This is a genomic window from Phyllobacterium sp. CCNWLW109 (assembly GCF_037203905.1).
Lineage (GTDB): Bacteria > Pseudomonadota > Alphaproteobacteria > Rhizobiales > Rhizobiaceae > Phyllobacterium > Phyllobacterium ifriqiyense.
In genome coordinates this window covers 177,931-194,004 of sequence record NZ_JBBCBK010000004.1, presented here as the reverse complement: position 1 = coordinate 194,004, position 16,074 = coordinate 177,931, and the positions used below count along the sequence as shown (strand labels likewise).

At 52.0% G+C, this 16,074-nt stretch carries 12 protein-coding genes; 4 read left to right on the top strand and 8 right to left on the bottom strand.

Annotated features, from left to right (window positions below):
- Positions 1 to 131: 131 nt before the first annotated feature.
- Both V9K92_RS16395 and putA read right to left on the bottom strand, forming a co-directional pair.
- Entirely contained in the window at positions 132 to 1,811 is a 1,680-nt protein-coding gene (locus V9K92_RS16395) for a formate--tetrahydrofolate ligase (RefSeq protein WP_337354452.1), read from the bottom strand.
- An 85-nt stretch (positions 1,812 to 1,896) separates the two neighbouring features.
- A complete protein-coding gene (putA, locus tag V9K92_RS16390; protein WP_337354451.1) occupies positions 1,897 to 4,986 on the bottom strand; it encodes a bifunctional proline dehydrogenase/L-glutamate gamma-semialdehyde dehydrogenase PutA in 3,090 nt (1,029 codons plus the stop codon).
- 109 nt (positions 4,987 to 5,095) lie between these two features.
- Between putA and V9K92_RS16385 the strand changes: the two genes are divergently transcribed.
- Entirely contained in the window at positions 5,096 to 5,557 is a 462-nt protein-coding gene (locus tag V9K92_RS16385; protein WP_115052381.1) for an Lrp/AsnC ligand binding domain-containing protein, read from the top strand.
- 45 nt (positions 5,558 to 5,602) lie between these two features.
- Here the strand turns inward: V9K92_RS16385 and V9K92_RS16380 are convergent, their stop codons facing one another.
- The 6 genes from V9K92_RS16380 to V9K92_RS16355 form a co-directional block, all read right to left on the bottom strand.
- Positions 5,603 to 6,742, bottom strand: coding sequence for a DUF2333 family protein (locus V9K92_RS16380; RefSeq protein ID WP_337354450.1), 1,140 nt, complete (start codon positions 6,740 to 6,742; stop codon positions 5,603 to 5,605).
- A gap of 10 nt (positions 6,743 to 6,752) precedes the next feature.
- Positions 6,753 to 8,039: a DUF6638 family protein gene (locus tag V9K92_RS16375; RefSeq protein ID WP_337354449.1), complete on the bottom strand. Its 1,287-nt coding sequence runs from the start codon at positions 8,037 to 8,039 to the stop codon at positions 6,753 to 6,755.
- Entirely contained in the window at positions 8,039 to 9,949 is a 1,911-nt protein-coding gene (locus tag V9K92_RS16370) for an AAA family ATPase (protein WP_307279647.1), read from the bottom strand. Before V9K92_RS16370 ends, V9K92_RS16375 begins: the two co-directional genes overlap by 1 nt.
- A gap of 13 nt (positions 9,950 to 9,962) precedes the next feature.
- Positions 9,963 to 11,114 carry a hypothetical protein gene (locus tag V9K92_RS16365; RefSeq protein WP_337354448.1) on the bottom strand — a complete coding sequence of 384 codons (1,152 nt, stop codon included), beginning with the start codon at positions 11,112 to 11,114 and terminating at the stop codon, positions 9,963 to 9,965.
- Positions 11,115 to 11,117: 3 nt separating this feature from the next.
- Positions 11,118 to 12,206 carry a hypothetical protein gene (locus tag V9K92_RS16360; protein ID WP_337354447.1) on the bottom strand — a complete coding sequence of 363 codons (1,089 nt, stop codon included), beginning with the start codon at positions 12,204 to 12,206 and terminating at the stop codon, positions 11,118 to 11,120.
- Positions 12,207 to 12,355: 149 nt separating this feature from the next.
- A complete protein-coding gene (locus V9K92_RS16355) occupies positions 12,356 to 12,937 on the bottom strand; it encodes a thymidine kinase (RefSeq protein ID WP_337354446.1) in 582 nt (193 codons plus the stop codon).
- Positions 12,938 to 13,124: 187 nt separating this feature from the next.
- On the opposite strand from V9K92_RS16355, the gene V9K92_RS16350 reads away from it, so the two are divergent.
- The 3 genes from V9K92_RS16350 (at position 13,125) to choV (ending at position 16,040) form a co-directional block, all read left to right on the top strand.
- Positions 13,125 to 14,066 carry a choline ABC transporter substrate-binding protein gene (locus V9K92_RS16350; protein WP_115052372.1) on the top strand — a complete coding sequence of 314 codons (942 nt, stop codon included), beginning with the start codon at positions 13,125 to 13,127 and terminating at the stop codon, positions 14,064 to 14,066.
- Between the two features lie 94 nt (positions 14,067 to 14,160).
- Positions 14,161 to 15,003 (top strand): choline ABC transporter permease subunit, encoded by an 843-nt coding sequence (gene choW, locus V9K92_RS16345; RefSeq protein WP_115052371.1) that lies wholly within the window; start codon positions 14,161 to 14,163, stop codon positions 15,001 to 15,003.
- The gene (gene choV, locus V9K92_RS16340; RefSeq protein WP_337354445.1) at positions 15,000 to 16,040 is read left to right on the top strand and encodes a choline ABC transporter ATP-binding protein; all 1,041 of its coding nucleotides are present in this window, start codon (positions 15,000 to 15,002) and stop codon (positions 16,038 to 16,040) included. The genes choW and choV overlap by 4 nt, the downstream gene beginning before the upstream one ends.
- Positions 16,041 to 16,074 lie beyond the last annotated feature (34 nt).

The window sequence follows — 16,074 nt, the reverse complement described above, 5'->3', positions numbered from 1 at the left end:
CAAAAGGCTGCGCGGCCGCTAAAAGCGAGCCCACCACCAGCCAGTTGAGAAAATGCATGTGTTCATGGCGACGATTGTTATCGTTACATTGGGCCGCTTGCAACTGCAAAAATCACTTGTGCGCCTAAGGTCTAAAATAGGCCCTCGATCAAGCCATCAGCGTTGAGATGAATACGCTCCGCCGATGGAGACTTTGGCAGGCCTGGCATAGTCATGATTTCACCGCATATTGCCACAACGAAGCCCGCTCCAGCCGAGAGCCGCACCTCGCGCACATGCACAACATGATTGACTGGCGCACCGCGTAAATCAGGGTTTGTTGAAAACGAATATTGCGTTTTTGCCATACAAACCGGAAGATGGCCGTAACCTGCCTCCTCCCAGCGGCGCAGTTGGTCACGAACGCTGGCATCGGCGTCTGCTTCTGCCCCGCGATAGATCCGTTTTACAATTGTTTCGATTTTATCAAACAAGGAAAGCTCATCTTCGTAGAGTGGCGAAAATTGTGCCGATCCGCCTTCTGCCAGTGCCGAAACTTTCTGCGCGAGTTCCTCTATGCCTGCCGAACCATGCGCCCAATGCTTACACAACACTGCTTCCGCACCGTGAGCAGCCACAAAAGCTTTGACCGCCTCGATTTCAGCCTCGGTATCCGCAGTAAAATGATTGATCGCAACGATCACCGGCACGCCAAACTGCCGGACGTTTTCCATATGACGCCCGAGATTGGCACAGCCGGATTTAACCGCCGCGACATTCTCTTCCCCCAGATCGACTTTGGCAACGCCGCCATGCATTTTCATCGCCCGAACCGTGGCGACAATAACGGCAGCGGCAGGCTTCAAGCCAGCTTTGCGGCACTTGATGTCAAAGAATTTTTCAGCGCCCAGATCCGCGCCGAACCCTGCTTCTGTGACAACAAAATCAGCCAGTTTTAGAGCCGTTGTCGTTGCAACAACCGAATTGCAGCCATGCGCAATATTTGCGAACGGTCCGCCGTGCACGAAGGCTGGATTATTCTCAAGCGTTTGCACAAGATTGGGCTGTATCGCATCTTTCAGCAGAACGGCCATAGCCTTGTCCGCCTTTAAATCCCGAGCATATACAGGGCTTCGATCAAATCTGTAGCCGATGATGATATCGCCAAGACGCTTCTCAAGATCGGCAAGATCAACGGCAAGACATAGGATTGCCATAACTTCCGAAGCAACAGTGATATCAAAGCCGGATTCGCGAGGAAAGCCGTTGGCTACACCGCCCAAGGATGATGCAATGCCGCGCAGGGCGCGGTCATTCATATCCATCACCCGGCGCCACGTGATCCGGCGCGTATCAATATTGAGGTCATTGCCCCAATAGATATGATTGTCGATCATTGCCGCGAGCAAATTATGCGCGGAAGTTATGGCATGGAAATCGCCAGTGAAATGCAGATTGATATCTTCCATTGGGATAACTTGCGCATAGCCACCGCCTGCTGCGCCCCCTTTGGTACCAAAACACGGACCGAGCGAAGCTTCACGGATACAGACGATCGCTTTTTTGCCTATGCGGTTAAGGCCATCGCCAAGACCAACGGTGGTGGTGGTTTTTCCCTCGCCAGCGGGCGTTGGGCTAACGGCGGTTACAAGAATGAGCTTGCCATTCTTCCCCTCCTTCTTGGAGCGGATAAACTCTGCCGACAGTTTGGCCTTGTCATGGCCGTAGGGCACCAGACGTTCCGGCGGAATGCCGATCGTTGCACCAATCTCTAAAATCGTTTTTTTGGTAGCGGAGCGAGCAATCTCAATATCGGACTTGACGGTGGCCATTGACGTTTCCCCAATGTTTAACAACGTCAATAGCATTCTGTACATGAAATGGGGATAGGCCGAACACGCCTATCCCCATTTGCTGCTATTCGCCCATGGCAATAAGGCTGGCATTTCCACCAGCAGCAGCCGTGTTAACGGAAACGACTTGCTCAAGTGCAAACCGCGTTAAATAGGACGGCCCACCAGCTTTCGGCCCGGTGCCGGAAAGACCCGATCCGCCGAAAGGCTGAGTTCCTACAACAGCGCCAATCGTATTGCGGTTCACGTAGATATTTCCAATGTCGAGCCTGTCGATGACTTTCGCGACCGTTGCTTCGATACGTGTGTGCAGCCCGAAGGTCAGGCCATAACCGGTCGACGCAATCTGGTCGAGCACCTTATCCAGATCCTTTGCTTTCCAGCGGACGACATGCAGAACGGGGCCGAATACCTCGCGCTGCAAGGCATCGGCTCTATCCAGCTCAACAATATGCGGCGCAAAGAACAAGCCATCGCTCGGCGCCTCGCCTGCAAAACGAACCTTCTGAGTTTTGCGCATTGCCTCGATGTGATCGCGCAGCATGTTGCGTTGGTCGCGGTCGATAATTGGTCCAACATCAGTAGATGCCAATGCCGGGTCACCGAGAACCAGCTCTTTTGCAGCTCCCTCGATCATATGGAGCATATTGTCCGCAATATCCTCCTGAAGGTAGAGAATACGCAGCGCTGAACAGCGTTGGCCTGCCGAACGGAAAGCTGACATGACGACATCATCAGCCACTTGCTCTGACAGAGCCGTTGCGTCAACGATCATAGCATTGAGACCCCCTGTCTCTGCAATGAGCGGTACAATGGGTCCCTTCTTTGCAGCCAGCGTGCGGTTGATAGCCCAAGCCGTGTCAGTAGAGCCCGTGAAGGCAACCCCGGCAATGTCCACATGAGATGTCAGTGCCGCACCAACCGAACCATCACCCGGTACGAACAGAAGTGCATCTTTCGGAATGCCCGCTTCGTGCAGGATTCTGATCGCCTCATAGGCTATAAGCGGCGTCTGCTCCGCCGGCTTGGCAAGCACACTGTTACCTGCAGCAAGCGCAGCCGTTACCTGTCCCAGGAAAATTGCCAGGGGAAAATTCCACGGGCTGATACACACAAATGCACCGCGTCCCCGGTGGCGAAGCTTATTATCTTCGCCCGTCGGACCAGGCATTATTTTGTCCGCTGCGAACTGGCGGCGGGCCTCAGCAGCATAGTATCGACAAAAATCGACTGCTTCTCGGATTTCTGCAATGCCATCATCAAGAGTTTTTCCAGCCTCCCGCGACAAAAGATCAAGCATTTGATCACGATTGCTTTCAAGCAGATCAGCCGCCTTTTCCAGTGCCTTTGCGCGTGTTTCAACCGCAGTGCGAGACCATGAAACAAAGCCCTTGCGTGCAATGCCGACAGCCTTCGCTGCCTCTTCGGCGGTTGCAAAAACAACCGAACCGATCGTTGCACCATTAACGGGAGAAATCACGTCCTGCGTTTTTCCCGATGGTTTTCCGTCAATCAATGGAACGGCCTTGACGCTTTTGGATGCCCTAGCAATGCCCGATAAGAGACCTGCCAATGCTTTCCTGTCGCCAAGTTCGACACCGGCCGAATTTGTGCGTTTGCCGTAAAGTTTCAGAGGCATCGGAATGTTGGGATGACGATAGCCCTTGCCGTCATTCAGCTTCTCGGTAGGACGAACCAGAAGATCGGCAATCGGCACATTATTGTCGCCAACCACCGAAACAAATGAGGAATTTGCCCCGTTCTCAAGCAGACGGCGCACGAGATAGGCTAGAAGATCGCGATATCCACCTACTGGCGCGTATATGCGGCAAGCAATCTTGTCATTCTTTTCGGTGATCTGCTTATAAAGACTTTCACCCATGCCATGCAGGCGTTGAAACTCAAAACCAGTCTTGTCGTCTCCGGCCATTTCCAGAATCATTGCGACTGTTAACGCATTATGGGTCGCAAACTGAGGAAAAATCCGCGGTCGAGCATCAAGCATACGCTTGGCGCAGGCCATATAAGAAGCGTCAGTCGCAGGCTTGCGCGTAAATACTGGATAGTCGGCGAGACCGCGCTCCTGGGCTCGCTTCACTTCAGTATCCCAATAGGCGCCCTTGACCAACCGCACCATCATCTTGCGGTCATGGCGGGCGGCAAGCTTGTCAACGTGATCGATGACCGCGAGAGCACGCTTCTGATAAGCCTGAATGGCAAGGCCGAACCCGTCCCAACCATGCAGTGACGGATCAGCAAAAACGCGGTCAATCACATCCAGAGACAGCTCAAGCCGGTCCGCCTCTTCCGCGTCAACCGTGAAGTTCAAATCATAGGACTTCGCCTTTTGCGCCAGAGCCAAAAGATCGGGCACCAATTCAGCCATGACCTGATCATGGTGTGTTGCAAGATAACGCGGATGCAGCGCTGACAGTTTGACAGAAATCCCCATACGATCCGGCAACTTCTTATTGCCCGTAGCGCGGCCAATGGCATCAATCGCATCTGAATAGGACTTGAAATAGCCCTGCGCATCCTTACGTGTCCGCGCGCCTTCCCCCAGCATATCGAAGGAATGGCGATAGCCCTTAGCTTCGTTTGTACCGGCACGTTTCAAGGCGTCCTTGATGGTTTCGCCCAGTACAAAGTGATGACCAAGATAACGCATAGCCTGTTTGGTGGCGGTGCGAACAGTTGGCAGCCCGATCCGCTTGACCAGTGACGATAATACACCCTCCGGCGTTTCACCTGGCTTGATAACTTTAGCGGAAAGGCCAAGTGCCCAAGCTGAGGCAGAAACGAACCACGTATCGCCGCTCGGCTCATGCTCGGACCAGTGGCCCTGCTTGAGTTTGTCTTCAATCAACTTATCTTGTGTAGCAGCATCCGGCACGCGCAAGAGTGCTTCGGCAAGCACCATCAAGGCCAAGCCTTCACGCGTCGAAAGTCCATACTCGCGAAGAAAATCCTCGACGCCGCCAATGCCATTCGCTTCTTTGCGGATCGTCGCGATATATTTACTGGCACGCTCGTCGATACGCCGGTTTACCGGTTCGGAAAGCGCAATGGTGTGCAGCAAATCAGCGACCAATTGCTGATCATCGACAGCATAGGGCGCGGAAAAATCTTGGGTGGATGGCGAATGGTTAGTCATCAGGCTTCCCCTTATTGATTTTTTCCATATAATCTATTCCAGCTGGTTATTCTCACCAATAAAAACAGCCTAATCAGAGTAAAAAACTAAAATGGGGAATTTTTTAGAGATGAAGAGTTTGGACAGTCTCGATCGCAGGATTCTGCGCGAGCTGCAAAAAGATGGAAGGCTATCCAATACTGAATTATCCGAACGTATCAGCCTTTCCCAAACAGCGACAACCGAAAGGGTGAAACGCCTATCCCGTGACGGCTATATACTTGGGTACACAGCAAAATTGTCGCCGAAAAAGCTCGATCGCGCAATGCTGGTTTTTGTCGAGATCAAGCTGGATCGCACCACACCGGACGTTTTCGCAACTTTCGCCGCAGCAACGCGCCGTAACCCGGACGTGATGGAATGTCATATGGTCGCCGGCGGGTTCGACTATTTGATCAAAGCCCGTGTCGCCGATATGGAGCATTACCGGCGTTTTCTTTCCGATGCGCTGCTTTCGCTACCGGGCGTTCGCGAAACCCATACTTATGCGGTCATGGAAGAAGTTAAGGAAACATCGGCCCTGCCGGTTTGATTGAGAAGAGACGGGGCTAAGCCCGCCTCACCTATCAAAGCCCGCTTATTGTTGCAGCACCTGCTTGATATCGATCAGGTTCGAGCGGACGCGCAAAATATAGAAACCCATGGTCGTTAGGTGGTTTGGCAACAGCCAGCCCCCTTCGCTGCCATTGGCGATGATCCAGGGCTGAATAGCCAGAGCAGAGCGCAATTGGCCGTCCATACCGTCCCACAGGGGCGTGAGATGCTTTTCATCCAGCACCTGCCTGAAATCGACCTGTGCAGCATTCATCAAGCCGTAATAAGCGTAGAGCTGACCATAGGCGAACCAGAAACGATCATCGGCACGCGTATCGAACCAGCCATTATTGTGATTTTCGGAACGATCTTTCAGGATAGCTGATGTGGCACCGATATCATTGGCGATACGATCGATAAACTGAATCAGATTATCCGCACGCGCGTCGAAGATCGCGTTGCAGTTTTCCAGCTTTGTATTGAATGTGCGCAGATCATTCACAGCCGAGCGGTAATAGCTTGGCGTCGGCGTTTTCGGACCAAATGGATTGAGGCCGAAATACCATGCATCCTCGGTGAACTGCAGATTACCGCGAGCCTTTTGCAGGTCACCATCGATCTGTGAGGTGCCACGAACGCGCCCCAACGTATCGACCAACTCTATACCCGTTCGGCGGACGGCTGAATTGATACCACGTTGAAAGGATGCCTTGTTATCAAGAAATGGCGTCCTGTCCCAATCCATACCGAAAAATCCGAGCTTGTAGAGCAGCATCGAGGAGATCCAGGCATTCTGGTTGACGTTGAAATCCGTCAAATCCGCAGTGACTGTTACAATTGCGGAACGAGCACAGGTCTTGGAAACATTTGTGCCCGTCGTCGCAGCTGCAGCGGGCGCAGCCAATGGCTCGCCAGCAGGCGCTGTCTGATTCTTGAAATTGTAGGACGCAACATAATCCGGATTAAAATTGGTCCAGGCCTGCGTGTTGTAAAAGAAATAACCGTAAAGACCCAGCCAGAGGAGAAGAGCAAGGCCCACCACAATCTTGAGAATAAAACCCCTCTGCGTATACCAGCTGCCCGCCCACATGAATGGCCACAGGAGGATACCGACAATAAACCCGATACCACGTCCGATATAGGTGAATATTCGGCTGAAAAAATTAACTACGGGCTCGAGCATCCTGTTTCCTTCACTGGTCAAGTCCATAGAGCCGCTTTCGCAGCCCTTCCTTGTCCTTCAAATAGGTTGTTTTGAGAATATCGACAACGTGTTCCTGATAAGGAAGGCTCCAGCGTTGATAATCGGCATAAAAACCGGGCTTGTTAAACACATAGCGCGACAGAAAATCCCAAGGCACAAAATCACTGATCAGCTGATTCACCAGCCATGCATCAGGATGCTTGGGCAACGCTCGGACAACAAGAAATCGCCGCGACGGATCAGTTTCAGATATATTTAACTGGCCGGATTGTCCGATCTCCCGCTTCACTGCGTTGAGAAATGGCCATGTGCCATCATGATTGATCAGGCTGGCATTGGCATGGATCCATGTTTGCAGCCAAATCCGGTCGATATTCTTTAAATCACGCTCTGGCTCCAGCGTTTGGATCAGGTGACGGATAATCATCTCGCCGCGATTTTCCAGATAACCGGATTGCTCAATCCACGATGCACGCGGCAATTCAATACGCGACGTCGTGCTCAGGAACTGGAAAACCTGCTCGGCATCCTTGACCGAAATATAATTGACCTGCCAGGGACGCGAGCGCCGGAAACCTGGTGCTTCAGGATTCCCGATAACAGTGGTCGTATTGTCATCGACAAAAATATAGACCCCGCCAAAATGACTGGTCCAAAAGGCGCTGTGCCTGAAAAGCACCTTGTCGGGAACCAGCGAGTTTTCGCGGATATCACCCGTGACTTTGGCAAGCTCGACCATACGCTCCAGCATTGCATTGTCGCGCCATGCGTCAGGCTCATCTTTGAGGCGGTCGGCCAGCAAGCGCAGCTCAGACGCCTGCGCCATAACGTTTTGCGCTGAAAGCACGCGAAACTCGACCTGATTAATGGAAAGCAGATCTTCGATATCAGAGACAACCGAAACCGAATCTTCGATCTCGCCGTAAAGGACATCCTTGATAGTCAGCGCATTAATCGCCCGGGCATTGCTCGAAAAAAACTCGTACATCAATTGCGACGTATTGGAGAATTGCGTGTGAACAACAGGCAAGTCGGCTTGCGACGGCGTGAGGATAATGAAGCGCCTGTTCACGCCATTCGGATCAAGATAAGCGGGATCCTTCAGTTCTTCGGCGATCTGTGGCGAGAATCCTGTTCTGTCAATGTCGAACTCATTCAGCTTGCTAGCTGGAAAGCCAAAGGATTGAAGCGCTTTATTGTACCGCTCAACAAGGTGCGGCTGGTCAATTTTCAACAACCGCCCATAGATCAGATCATTCTGGTAGAGCAGTTCCATCAGGCTTCCCATTGCCCCTTGGCTTTCAACGCCTCGACTTCCTTGACTGCACGCTCGCGCAGCCTTGCATCACGCACCATTTTGTCGATGGCGGCATCGTCGGACTTGTCGGCATAGCGGAATTCCGAATCCGCATAACGATTGATTTCCTGTAACACCATATCCATCGTGAACGGTTTACGCAGCGCCTCAATCATCGCTTTCTTATCATCATAATTCTTGTGCATGAACGTTTCGGGTTTTTCAAACCACTCGTCCGGCAGCTCGACATCCATTGCCCGCATCTTGATTGCATCGGTGACGTTTTTGATCGCACGTCCCGTGAAACGCGGTTCGCGCTCTTTGATCATATGGAGATATGTGCCAACATCGGACAATGTTTCGGGTTGGCCATTATCCTTTATGAAACGGTCGTAGACGACTTTCAGCCCATCTTCTTGTGGCTTCGACAATTCCTCATATGCAGTCTCCACCGCACGTTGAATTTGCTGTGCTTCATAGAGCTTATGGTCCCCAAGCGGAATCTTGTGGTTCTTACCTGCCAGCAGCGCAAAGATGTCAATATAGTCGTCGCGTGTCTGTGGACCATCAACCAGCCAACGAGCACCAGCGCGCTGGCGCAGCGCATCATCGACATTCTCCGGATAGTTGGAGAACATGCCGAAAGAGCAGTTGCCTCTCACAACAGTCGAAGCACCTGCAAAAGCTTCCATCAGAACGCCGGTTATCTCATGCTGGCCCGATGAAGCCCGGTCATCCGAGCGCTTGGCGGCGACCTGATCAATATCGTCGATCGTACCGAAACCGATGGTACGCGGATTGAGAACATTGGTAACGAACTGCTTACAGTTCTGACCCGATTTGCCTTGATATGAGGATATCTGGTCTACACCAAAGTTTTCGTAATGAAAGGCATAGCCAGCAACCTGACAGTAATCGTTGACGAGTCCCGCTATCATCTGGATCAGTGTTGTTTTACCCGTACCCGGTGCGCCGTCGCCAATGAATGTGAACAGGAATCCACCGAGTTCCACGAACGGGTTGAGCTGTCTGTCAAAATCATAAGCCATCAGCATTTTGGATAATTTTAACGCCTGATATTTGGCGATGTGATTGCCGACAACTTCGCTCGGCTTTCTGAACGTCATGACCAGCGGCGTGCGTTTTTTTGACGGCGCTACGTCGAAGCCATCCAATGTGAAATCGTCGCTATCCAGCCGCAGGTGCATGTCATCAAAACTGCCCAGCCCTTCAAATCGACCCTTTCGCTGCAAAAGCCCGTCAATACTGAGCGCTGCAAAGGCCTTGGCTCGAGCCAGCATTGTCTGTTCGTCCTTTACCCCGCTTATGGCGCGATCCAGTCCAGCGATTACTGACTTCAATGCATCCTGCGACGTGTCAAACAGGAAATCCGGCTCGGCAATATCATTTGCAGGCTCCCCGTCCGCTTCGATTAATTGGGCCAGATAGGCAGACAGAGAAAATGCCGCAATGTAGGATGCCGCTGATAGGAGACGTTTGAAATGGCTGGCCTCCTCACCCTGCAGCGGCGCAGAGGCATTGCGCGCCATCAGGCTTTCAAAGTCGCTCTGCCTTCCAAAGACATCCGCTACGGCAAGAGCAATAGCGACGCCGCGTCGCGCTCTGAACAACAATGTGTGCTGGGCGATCGACAACATCGGGTCATCCGCCCGCACAGATTGCACAGTTTTGGCAAATTCGACCTCACGCGTCTTGCGTAGCCCGCCAGTCGAGACTGTCGAAACGAAACGACGGCCAGTGCCCGCGATCTCGGTGCCCGACTGCCCCTCGCTGGTTTCCAGCGAAACAAATCGCGTCACCATTGCGTTCGCAACCGGAAGGTGTTTGTCGATATCTTTTTCTTCAATCGTCGTCAGGCCGACATCCATGAACTCAGTCCTTTTAAATGCCGCTGATAACCTGCCCATTCGACAGGATATGCGTTTCAAAGCCGGTAAAAATCCGCGATGCTTCCCCAGAGGCGTAGAGCGCCTGATATGCTTCATGAGGAACCAGAGCGTGCTGCTCGTAGTAACTTACACCCTGTCGGGTGGCTTCCAGATCGTCAGTATTAATATGAAATTCTTCGCGAGACGGTTCTGAAGACCAGATGCCGCGTTTTCCCGGTTTCTCGGCTGTCGAGAACACTTCCTGCATAGTCCAGGTCAACAGCCACGCGTCTTCAGGCCGACGGACACGCTCAAGCACATCTGCAACTTTCTGGTTATGCTCTGTGATCCCCGCCGTATAGAATGGGCCTAGAACAATTCGGCGCAATTGCTTGGGGTGCAATTCTGGGAAATCCTTGTCTAGGCTCATCGCGATTGTTACGGGGGATAGTGAATAGGCGGAATTTTTCGCCGCAAAATCATCGAAACGGCTTGCCAGATCGGGGTTCAGCAAACCACCCACTGGAAGTGGAATTTTGACTTTGGGATTGAGCTTTCCATCCTTCTGGACCAGTGTTTCGACGATGTCTTCCGAAGAATCCTCAATGACTGCCATATAGATCAGCGGGAGGTTCGAAGCACCATCGAAGGCTCCCCAATGCACGATGTAAAACGGACGCATTGTCTTTGGATTTACTGAAACACGGATCGTTGTGGGAAGTACGAATGGCGAAAAAACCTCGCCTTTCAAAACTGTCTCCAGATAGATGCGCTCAGCTATGGATTTTTGTAAATCTCGCGGAAACTCGCGGTGGCGCAGGATGAAATCCACCATCTCGCTGCGCAATGTTTCCACCGGCGATATGGCAGCAAGTCGTCCCTTTGCTTCCTTCTTGTCATTTTCCAGTTCCAGCACGTTCTGGAATACGGGAAAGCCGCTTTCCGCCTTGGATATGCGGAAGCGCTCTGTAAAGCCAAGCCTGTTACGCCAGCACTCAAATGATGCGTCCAGCCGCTCGAGATATTCTGCAACGGTCTGAGCAACCAGATCATGCTTGTAAAGCGGCGAGTCTTGATTGTTCAGGAAAACTTCAAGCCCATCCAATGCTGCACGGATTGCACCGAAGTAACGTTCCGCCGCCGCCAGATCTGCATTCTCCGCCATGAATTAACTCTGAACGTAATCGGCAGAATTATGTTTTTTGAGCACTTCAGAGAATCTGCGGGCAAATGCATCATCTGCAAGCTTCTTGCGGCGCTGAATATCTTGCGAACTGACCATGTTCTTTTCGTGCATCTCGAGAAGGTCGCCAATGTGTTTTTGTGCAGCGGCACCAACACCAGCCATGGTTTCCTCGGCCGCCTTGTCCACCTGACTGCCAAGCGTGTTGATCTTGTGGGCAACGTCCTGTTGAGCTGCAGTCTTGAGAGAGTCCTCCAGAGCCTTATAAAGCACAATGCGCTGTTCGGTATCGATAGCTAGCTTGTTGATCAGCGTGCTTTGAGCGGCGATCTGATTGTTGAGCGAGTCAACAAATGTCTGGAACATCGAGGTATAGCGTTCAAGAGTCTGGCTCTCAGCCAGCAGTTCCTGTTCCTTGGCCTGACGTTCATTATACTCGGTGGCGAGCTTGGAACGCTCTCCCTCAAGTTGCGCCCGTGTCCCTTGATCGGTCGACGCGGCAATGCGGTTTTCGATATCAAGCAATAGCGGATTAAGTTCTTCGATACGCTTTTGAGTCGCTTCAAGCGTAGCAATAGTGGTCTTGCGGCGCTCAATCACTGTTGCCAGGCTGTTTTCCGAGGTTTTGTACCGGGCATCGAGAACAACTTTTTGCTCTTTCAAAATACCGACGATGCGATCTGATTTGGTAAGAAGCTCCTGAAGATTGCCCGCGAGCGACATGTTGCGCACCCTATCGGAGCGCAGACGCTGCATCTTGTCTTTGGAAAACACGCCAATAAATTTTTCCCAGCCCGAATAGCCCTTCATGCTTTCGAATTCTGTACCGAAAATGTTGGTGGCATCCTCCAGGCCGATAATCAACTCGGCAATATTGCCTTCCATTGCCTTTTGCTGGCGCAACACGTCGTCGATGCGCGCATTCTCGATGTCAAAGTCGGTGGCGCCAATCTTTGCATCTGCTTTGGCGAATTTATCGAGAACAACGCTGGACTGATCAATCTTCGCACGCATGTCGTTGACCATTGTTTTGGTCTTTTCAATCTCAGCGTCGAAATCTTGCAAACTCGCCATTATAAATCTCCCCTATTGCGTAATTGAAATATCAACCATGATCCCGATTGCATATAGCAATTACATCTTGTCAAACAATGCCTGCAGCCAGATGACAACGGCGGGAGCGGACTTGCAAGCGAAGAATATCGGCTAATTATACGGTTGCCCTATAAAGAATGTCCGGTTTCATCTTCCCAATGTTTACGGCAGAGCGAAACATAGACAGACTTTTCGATGGCAACCTGATTTCCTTCAGTGAGCGCCTTGCCGGTTTGGTCCTTACGCACCACCATGGTGGCCTTGGCTCCGCAATGGCAGATTGTCCGGATTTCACGCAATGTATCGGCAATCGCGAGGAGTTCAGAGGAACCAGGAAAGAGCTTTCCCTGAAAGTCGGTACGAAGACCAAAACACATAACTGGAATGTTCAATCTGTCAGCTACGCGGGCAAGCTGCCACACTTGTTCCTTGGTCAGAAATTGCGCCTCATCAACAAATGCGCAACTGAGCGGAGCTTCATCATTCGCATCCTTGATTCGTGCAAACAGATCGTCATCGTCCCAATAAAGTTCGGCAGGTGCACTGACGCCAAGCCTTGATGTTATTCTCCCCACACCATTTTCTGCATAATGACCGGCAGTGAACAGTATGGTTCGCATACCCTGCTCTCGATAGTTGTGAGAAGCCTGCAGGAGAAGTGTCGATTTACCGGCATTCATTGCCGAATAACTGAAGTATAATTTTGCCATAACCGCTTTAACCAGACTTGCGTTCTGGCTTGAAGCCACAGCATGAGTACAGCGTTCACTTTTTGTGGAATATCAACAACTGTCGCTATTTGACCGGATTTATGCGCGCCTATGCTTGAATGGCTGCCCGTTTGATGCTTGGTTCAGCAGATTGAATGCCGGGAAAAGCCGGAAGGGGAAAACAAATATGAAAACTCTGTCCAAATTGACTGTTACCTTGGCTTTGGTGCTTTCGGCGGGCACCGCTTTGGCTGCCGAACCTGAGAGCTGTAAAAACGTACGCTTTGCCGATGTCGGCTGGACTGATGTGACCGCCACAACCGCAACAACAGCCGAAGTGCTTAAGGCGCTTGGCTACAGCACCGACATAAAAGTCCTGTCGGTGCCTGTGACCTATGCCTCCCTCGGCAAAAAAGACATTGATATTTTTCTTGGCAATTGGATGCCAACGCAATCAGCTGATATCAAACCCTATATTGAGAACAAGACCGTTGAGGACCTCGGTCCGAACCTGACCGGCGCGAAATATACGCTTGCCGTGCCACAATATCTTTATGACAAGGGCCTGAAGGATTTCAAGGATATCGCCAAATTCAAGGATGATCTCGGCGGGAAGATCTATGGTATCGAGCCTGGCAATGACGGCAATCGCCTCATCCTTGACATGATTTCGAAAGACCAGTTTGGCCTGAAGGGTTTCCAGCTTGCCGAGTCATCCGAGCAAGGCATGCTCGCCCAAGTTGCGAAAGATACCAAGTCCGAAAAGCCTGTGGTGTTCCTCGGCTGGGAACCGCATCCAATGAATGCCAACTTCAAGCTCGCCTATCTCTCTGGTGGCGACGACGTATTTGGCCCTAATTTTGGTGGCGCTGAAGTCCATACCAATGTTCGCACCGGCTACACAACCGAATGTCCGAATGTTGGCAAACTGCTTGCCAATCTCAAATTTACGCTACCCATGGAAAACGAGATCATGGGCAAAATCCTGGATGACGGGGAAGATGCTGCCGACGCTGCAACGGAATGGTTGAAAGCCAATCCGGGTGTTCTCGATGCGTGGTTGGCTGGTGTCACTACCTATGACGGCAAAGATGGTCTCCCCGCTGTCAAGGCAGAGCTCGGCCTTTAAGCCGGTGCAACAAGAGCATGAAACAAGTGCCGCCCGGCCAACCGGCCGGGAGGCTTTTTCCGCTTATTGATAGAACGACAGAGGGATAGTTCGGTTGGACTGGCTGACACAAGACAAGATTCCAGTCGGCAAGACGGCTAAGGCCGTCGTCGATTGGCTCACCACCAACTTTGCCGGGTTCTTTGACGGACTTGCAATGGTGATGCAAAGTTTCATTGACGGACTTATGTTCGTGCTGAAATACCCTCACCCTTTGGTTATGATCGCCATATTTGCTGCCGTTGCCTATGCCTTGCGGCGTTCAATTGCGGTCACCATTCTTACGATTGTGGGATTTCTCTTCATTGTTAACCAGGGCTACTGGGACGAGACGATGGAAACCCTCACCCTGGTGCTTTCTTCCTGCATCCTTTGCATGGGTATCGGTGTCCCTATTGGTATCATTGCCGCGCATCGACCCAAATTTTATTCGGCAATTCGCCCTGTGCTGGACTTGATGCAGACATTGCCAACCTTCGTCTATCTTATTCCCGCCATCGTGTTCTTCGGCATTGGCATGGTGCCGGGCCTGCTTGCCACCGCAATCTTTGTACTACCTGCCCCCATTCGCCTGACCCATCTTGGCGTCTCATCGACCCCGCTGCATTTGGTCGAAGCTGGGGAAGCCTTTGGCGCTTCGTCGCGGCAACTATTGTGGAAGATTGAATTGCCCTATGCCATGCCGCAGATTCTGGCAGGCCTCACCCAGACCATTATGCTGTCGCTTTCCATGGTTGTTATCGCCGCGCTGGTTGGCGCCGACGGTCTTGGCGTTCCGGTTGTCCGTGCCCTTAATTCGGTCAATACCGCTCTTGGCTTTGAAGCCGGTCTCGTCATCGTGGTCGTTGCCATCGTGCTTGACCGCATTTTCCGCCCCGGCAAGGAGCAAGGTGAATGACTGCTATTACACTTGATCAAGTCTGCATTATTTTCGGCAAACGGACCGACGCGTCACTGGCCTTGGCTGACCAGGGAAAAAGCAGGTCGGAGATTCAGGCTGAAACCGGTCATGTTCTGGGCGTTCACAACTGTTCGCTGACCATTGCCGAAGGCGAAATACTGGTCCTTATGGGCCTATCCGGTTCTGGCAAGTCCACATTGCTGCGCGCTATCAACCGTCTCAACCCTATTTCACGTGGTTCAGTCGTCGTTCATAATGACGGGCAGTCAATCGACGTAGGCAAGGCGGACAAGACGACTTTGCGCAACCTGCGCAAACATCTGGTGTCGATGGTCTTCCAGCAGTTTGGACTTTTGCCTTGGCGTACCGTTGAGGAGAATGTCGGTTTCGGACTGGAGCTTTCCGGAGTGCCGAAGGAAGAGCGCGCGCGCGCCGTTCAACAGCAACTTGAACTGGTCAATTTGAAAGACTGGGCCAAGCGAAAGGTTGGAGAGCTCTCGGGCGGCATGCAACAACGTGTGGGCCTTGCCCGCGCATTTGCGACCGGAGCTCCAATCCTGTTAATGGACGAACCGTTTTGCTCCCTTGATCCTCTCATTCGCAACAGGCTGCAAGACGAGCTATTGAGCTTGCAGGATCGACTGAAGAAGACAATCGTGTTTGTCAGTCACGACCTTGATGAAGCGATGAAAATCGGCAATCGCATTGCCATCATGGAAGGTGGCCGCATAATTCAGTGCGGAACAGCGCAGGATATTCTTCTAAACCCGGCAGATGATTATGTGGCGGATTTCGTTGCCAATATGAATCCACTTGGAGTGCTTACAGCGGCCGACATCATGGTTCCACTTGACCGTTCACGCGGTGACCGGCCATTCGCGGCCACTGCCCGGCCCGATACACCTGTGCGGGATGTGATGCAGGCAGTGGCTAAGAATAGCGGTGATGTCGGCGTTGTCGAAAAAGGCGCTATTCTTGGCATGATTTCCGCTGACGATATTGTTCGCGGTCTGCTCAAACATCAGAAGAAATAGTCAGGTCCGTCCTAACTTCCGGACTTAGCGCCGC

What these genes read in the sequence shown, in the direction of transcription:
- V9K92_RS16395 (WP_337354452.1), bottom strand. Translation starts at nt 1,811, where the DNA reads ATGGCCACCGTCAAGTCCGATATTGAGATTGCTCGCTCCGCTACCAAA.
- putA (WP_337354451.1), bottom strand. Translation starts at nt 4,986, where the DNA reads ATGACTAACCATTCGCCATCCACCCAAGATTTTTCCGCGCCCTATGCT.
- V9K92_RS16385 (WP_115052381.1), top strand. Translation starts at nt 5,096, where the DNA reads ATGAAGAGTTTGGACAGTCTCGATCGCAGGATTCTGCGCGAGCTGCAA.
- V9K92_RS16380 (WP_337354450.1), bottom strand. Translation starts at nt 6,742, where the DNA reads ATGCTCGAGCCCGTAGTTAATTTTTTCAGCCGAATATTCACCTATATC.
- V9K92_RS16375 (WP_337354449.1), bottom strand. Translation starts at nt 8,039, where the DNA reads ATGGAACTGCTCTACCAGAATGATCTGATCTATGGGCGGTTGTTGAAA.
- V9K92_RS16370 (WP_307279647.1), bottom strand. Translation starts at nt 9,949, where the DNA reads ATGGATGTCGGCCTGACGACGATTGAAGAAAAAGATATCGACAAACAC.
- V9K92_RS16365 (WP_337354448.1), bottom strand. Translation starts at nt 11,114, where the DNA reads ATGGCGGAGAATGCAGATCTGGCGGCGGCGGAACGTTACTTCGGTGCA.
- V9K92_RS16360 (WP_337354447.1), bottom strand. Translation starts at nt 12,206, where the DNA reads ATGGCGAGTTTGCAAGATTTCGACGCTGAGATTGAAAAGACCAAAACA.
- V9K92_RS16355 (WP_337354446.1), bottom strand. Translation starts at nt 12,937, where the DNA reads ATGGCAAAATTATACTTCAGTTATTCGGCAATGAATGCCGGTAAATCG.
- V9K92_RS16350 (WP_115052372.1), top strand. Translation starts at nt 13,125, where the DNA reads ATGAAAACTCTGTCCAAATTGACTGTTACCTTGGCTTTGGTGCTTTCG.
- choV (WP_337354445.1), top strand. Translation starts at nt 15,000, where the DNA reads ATGACTGCTATTACACTTGATCAAGTCTGCATTATTTTCGGCAAACGG.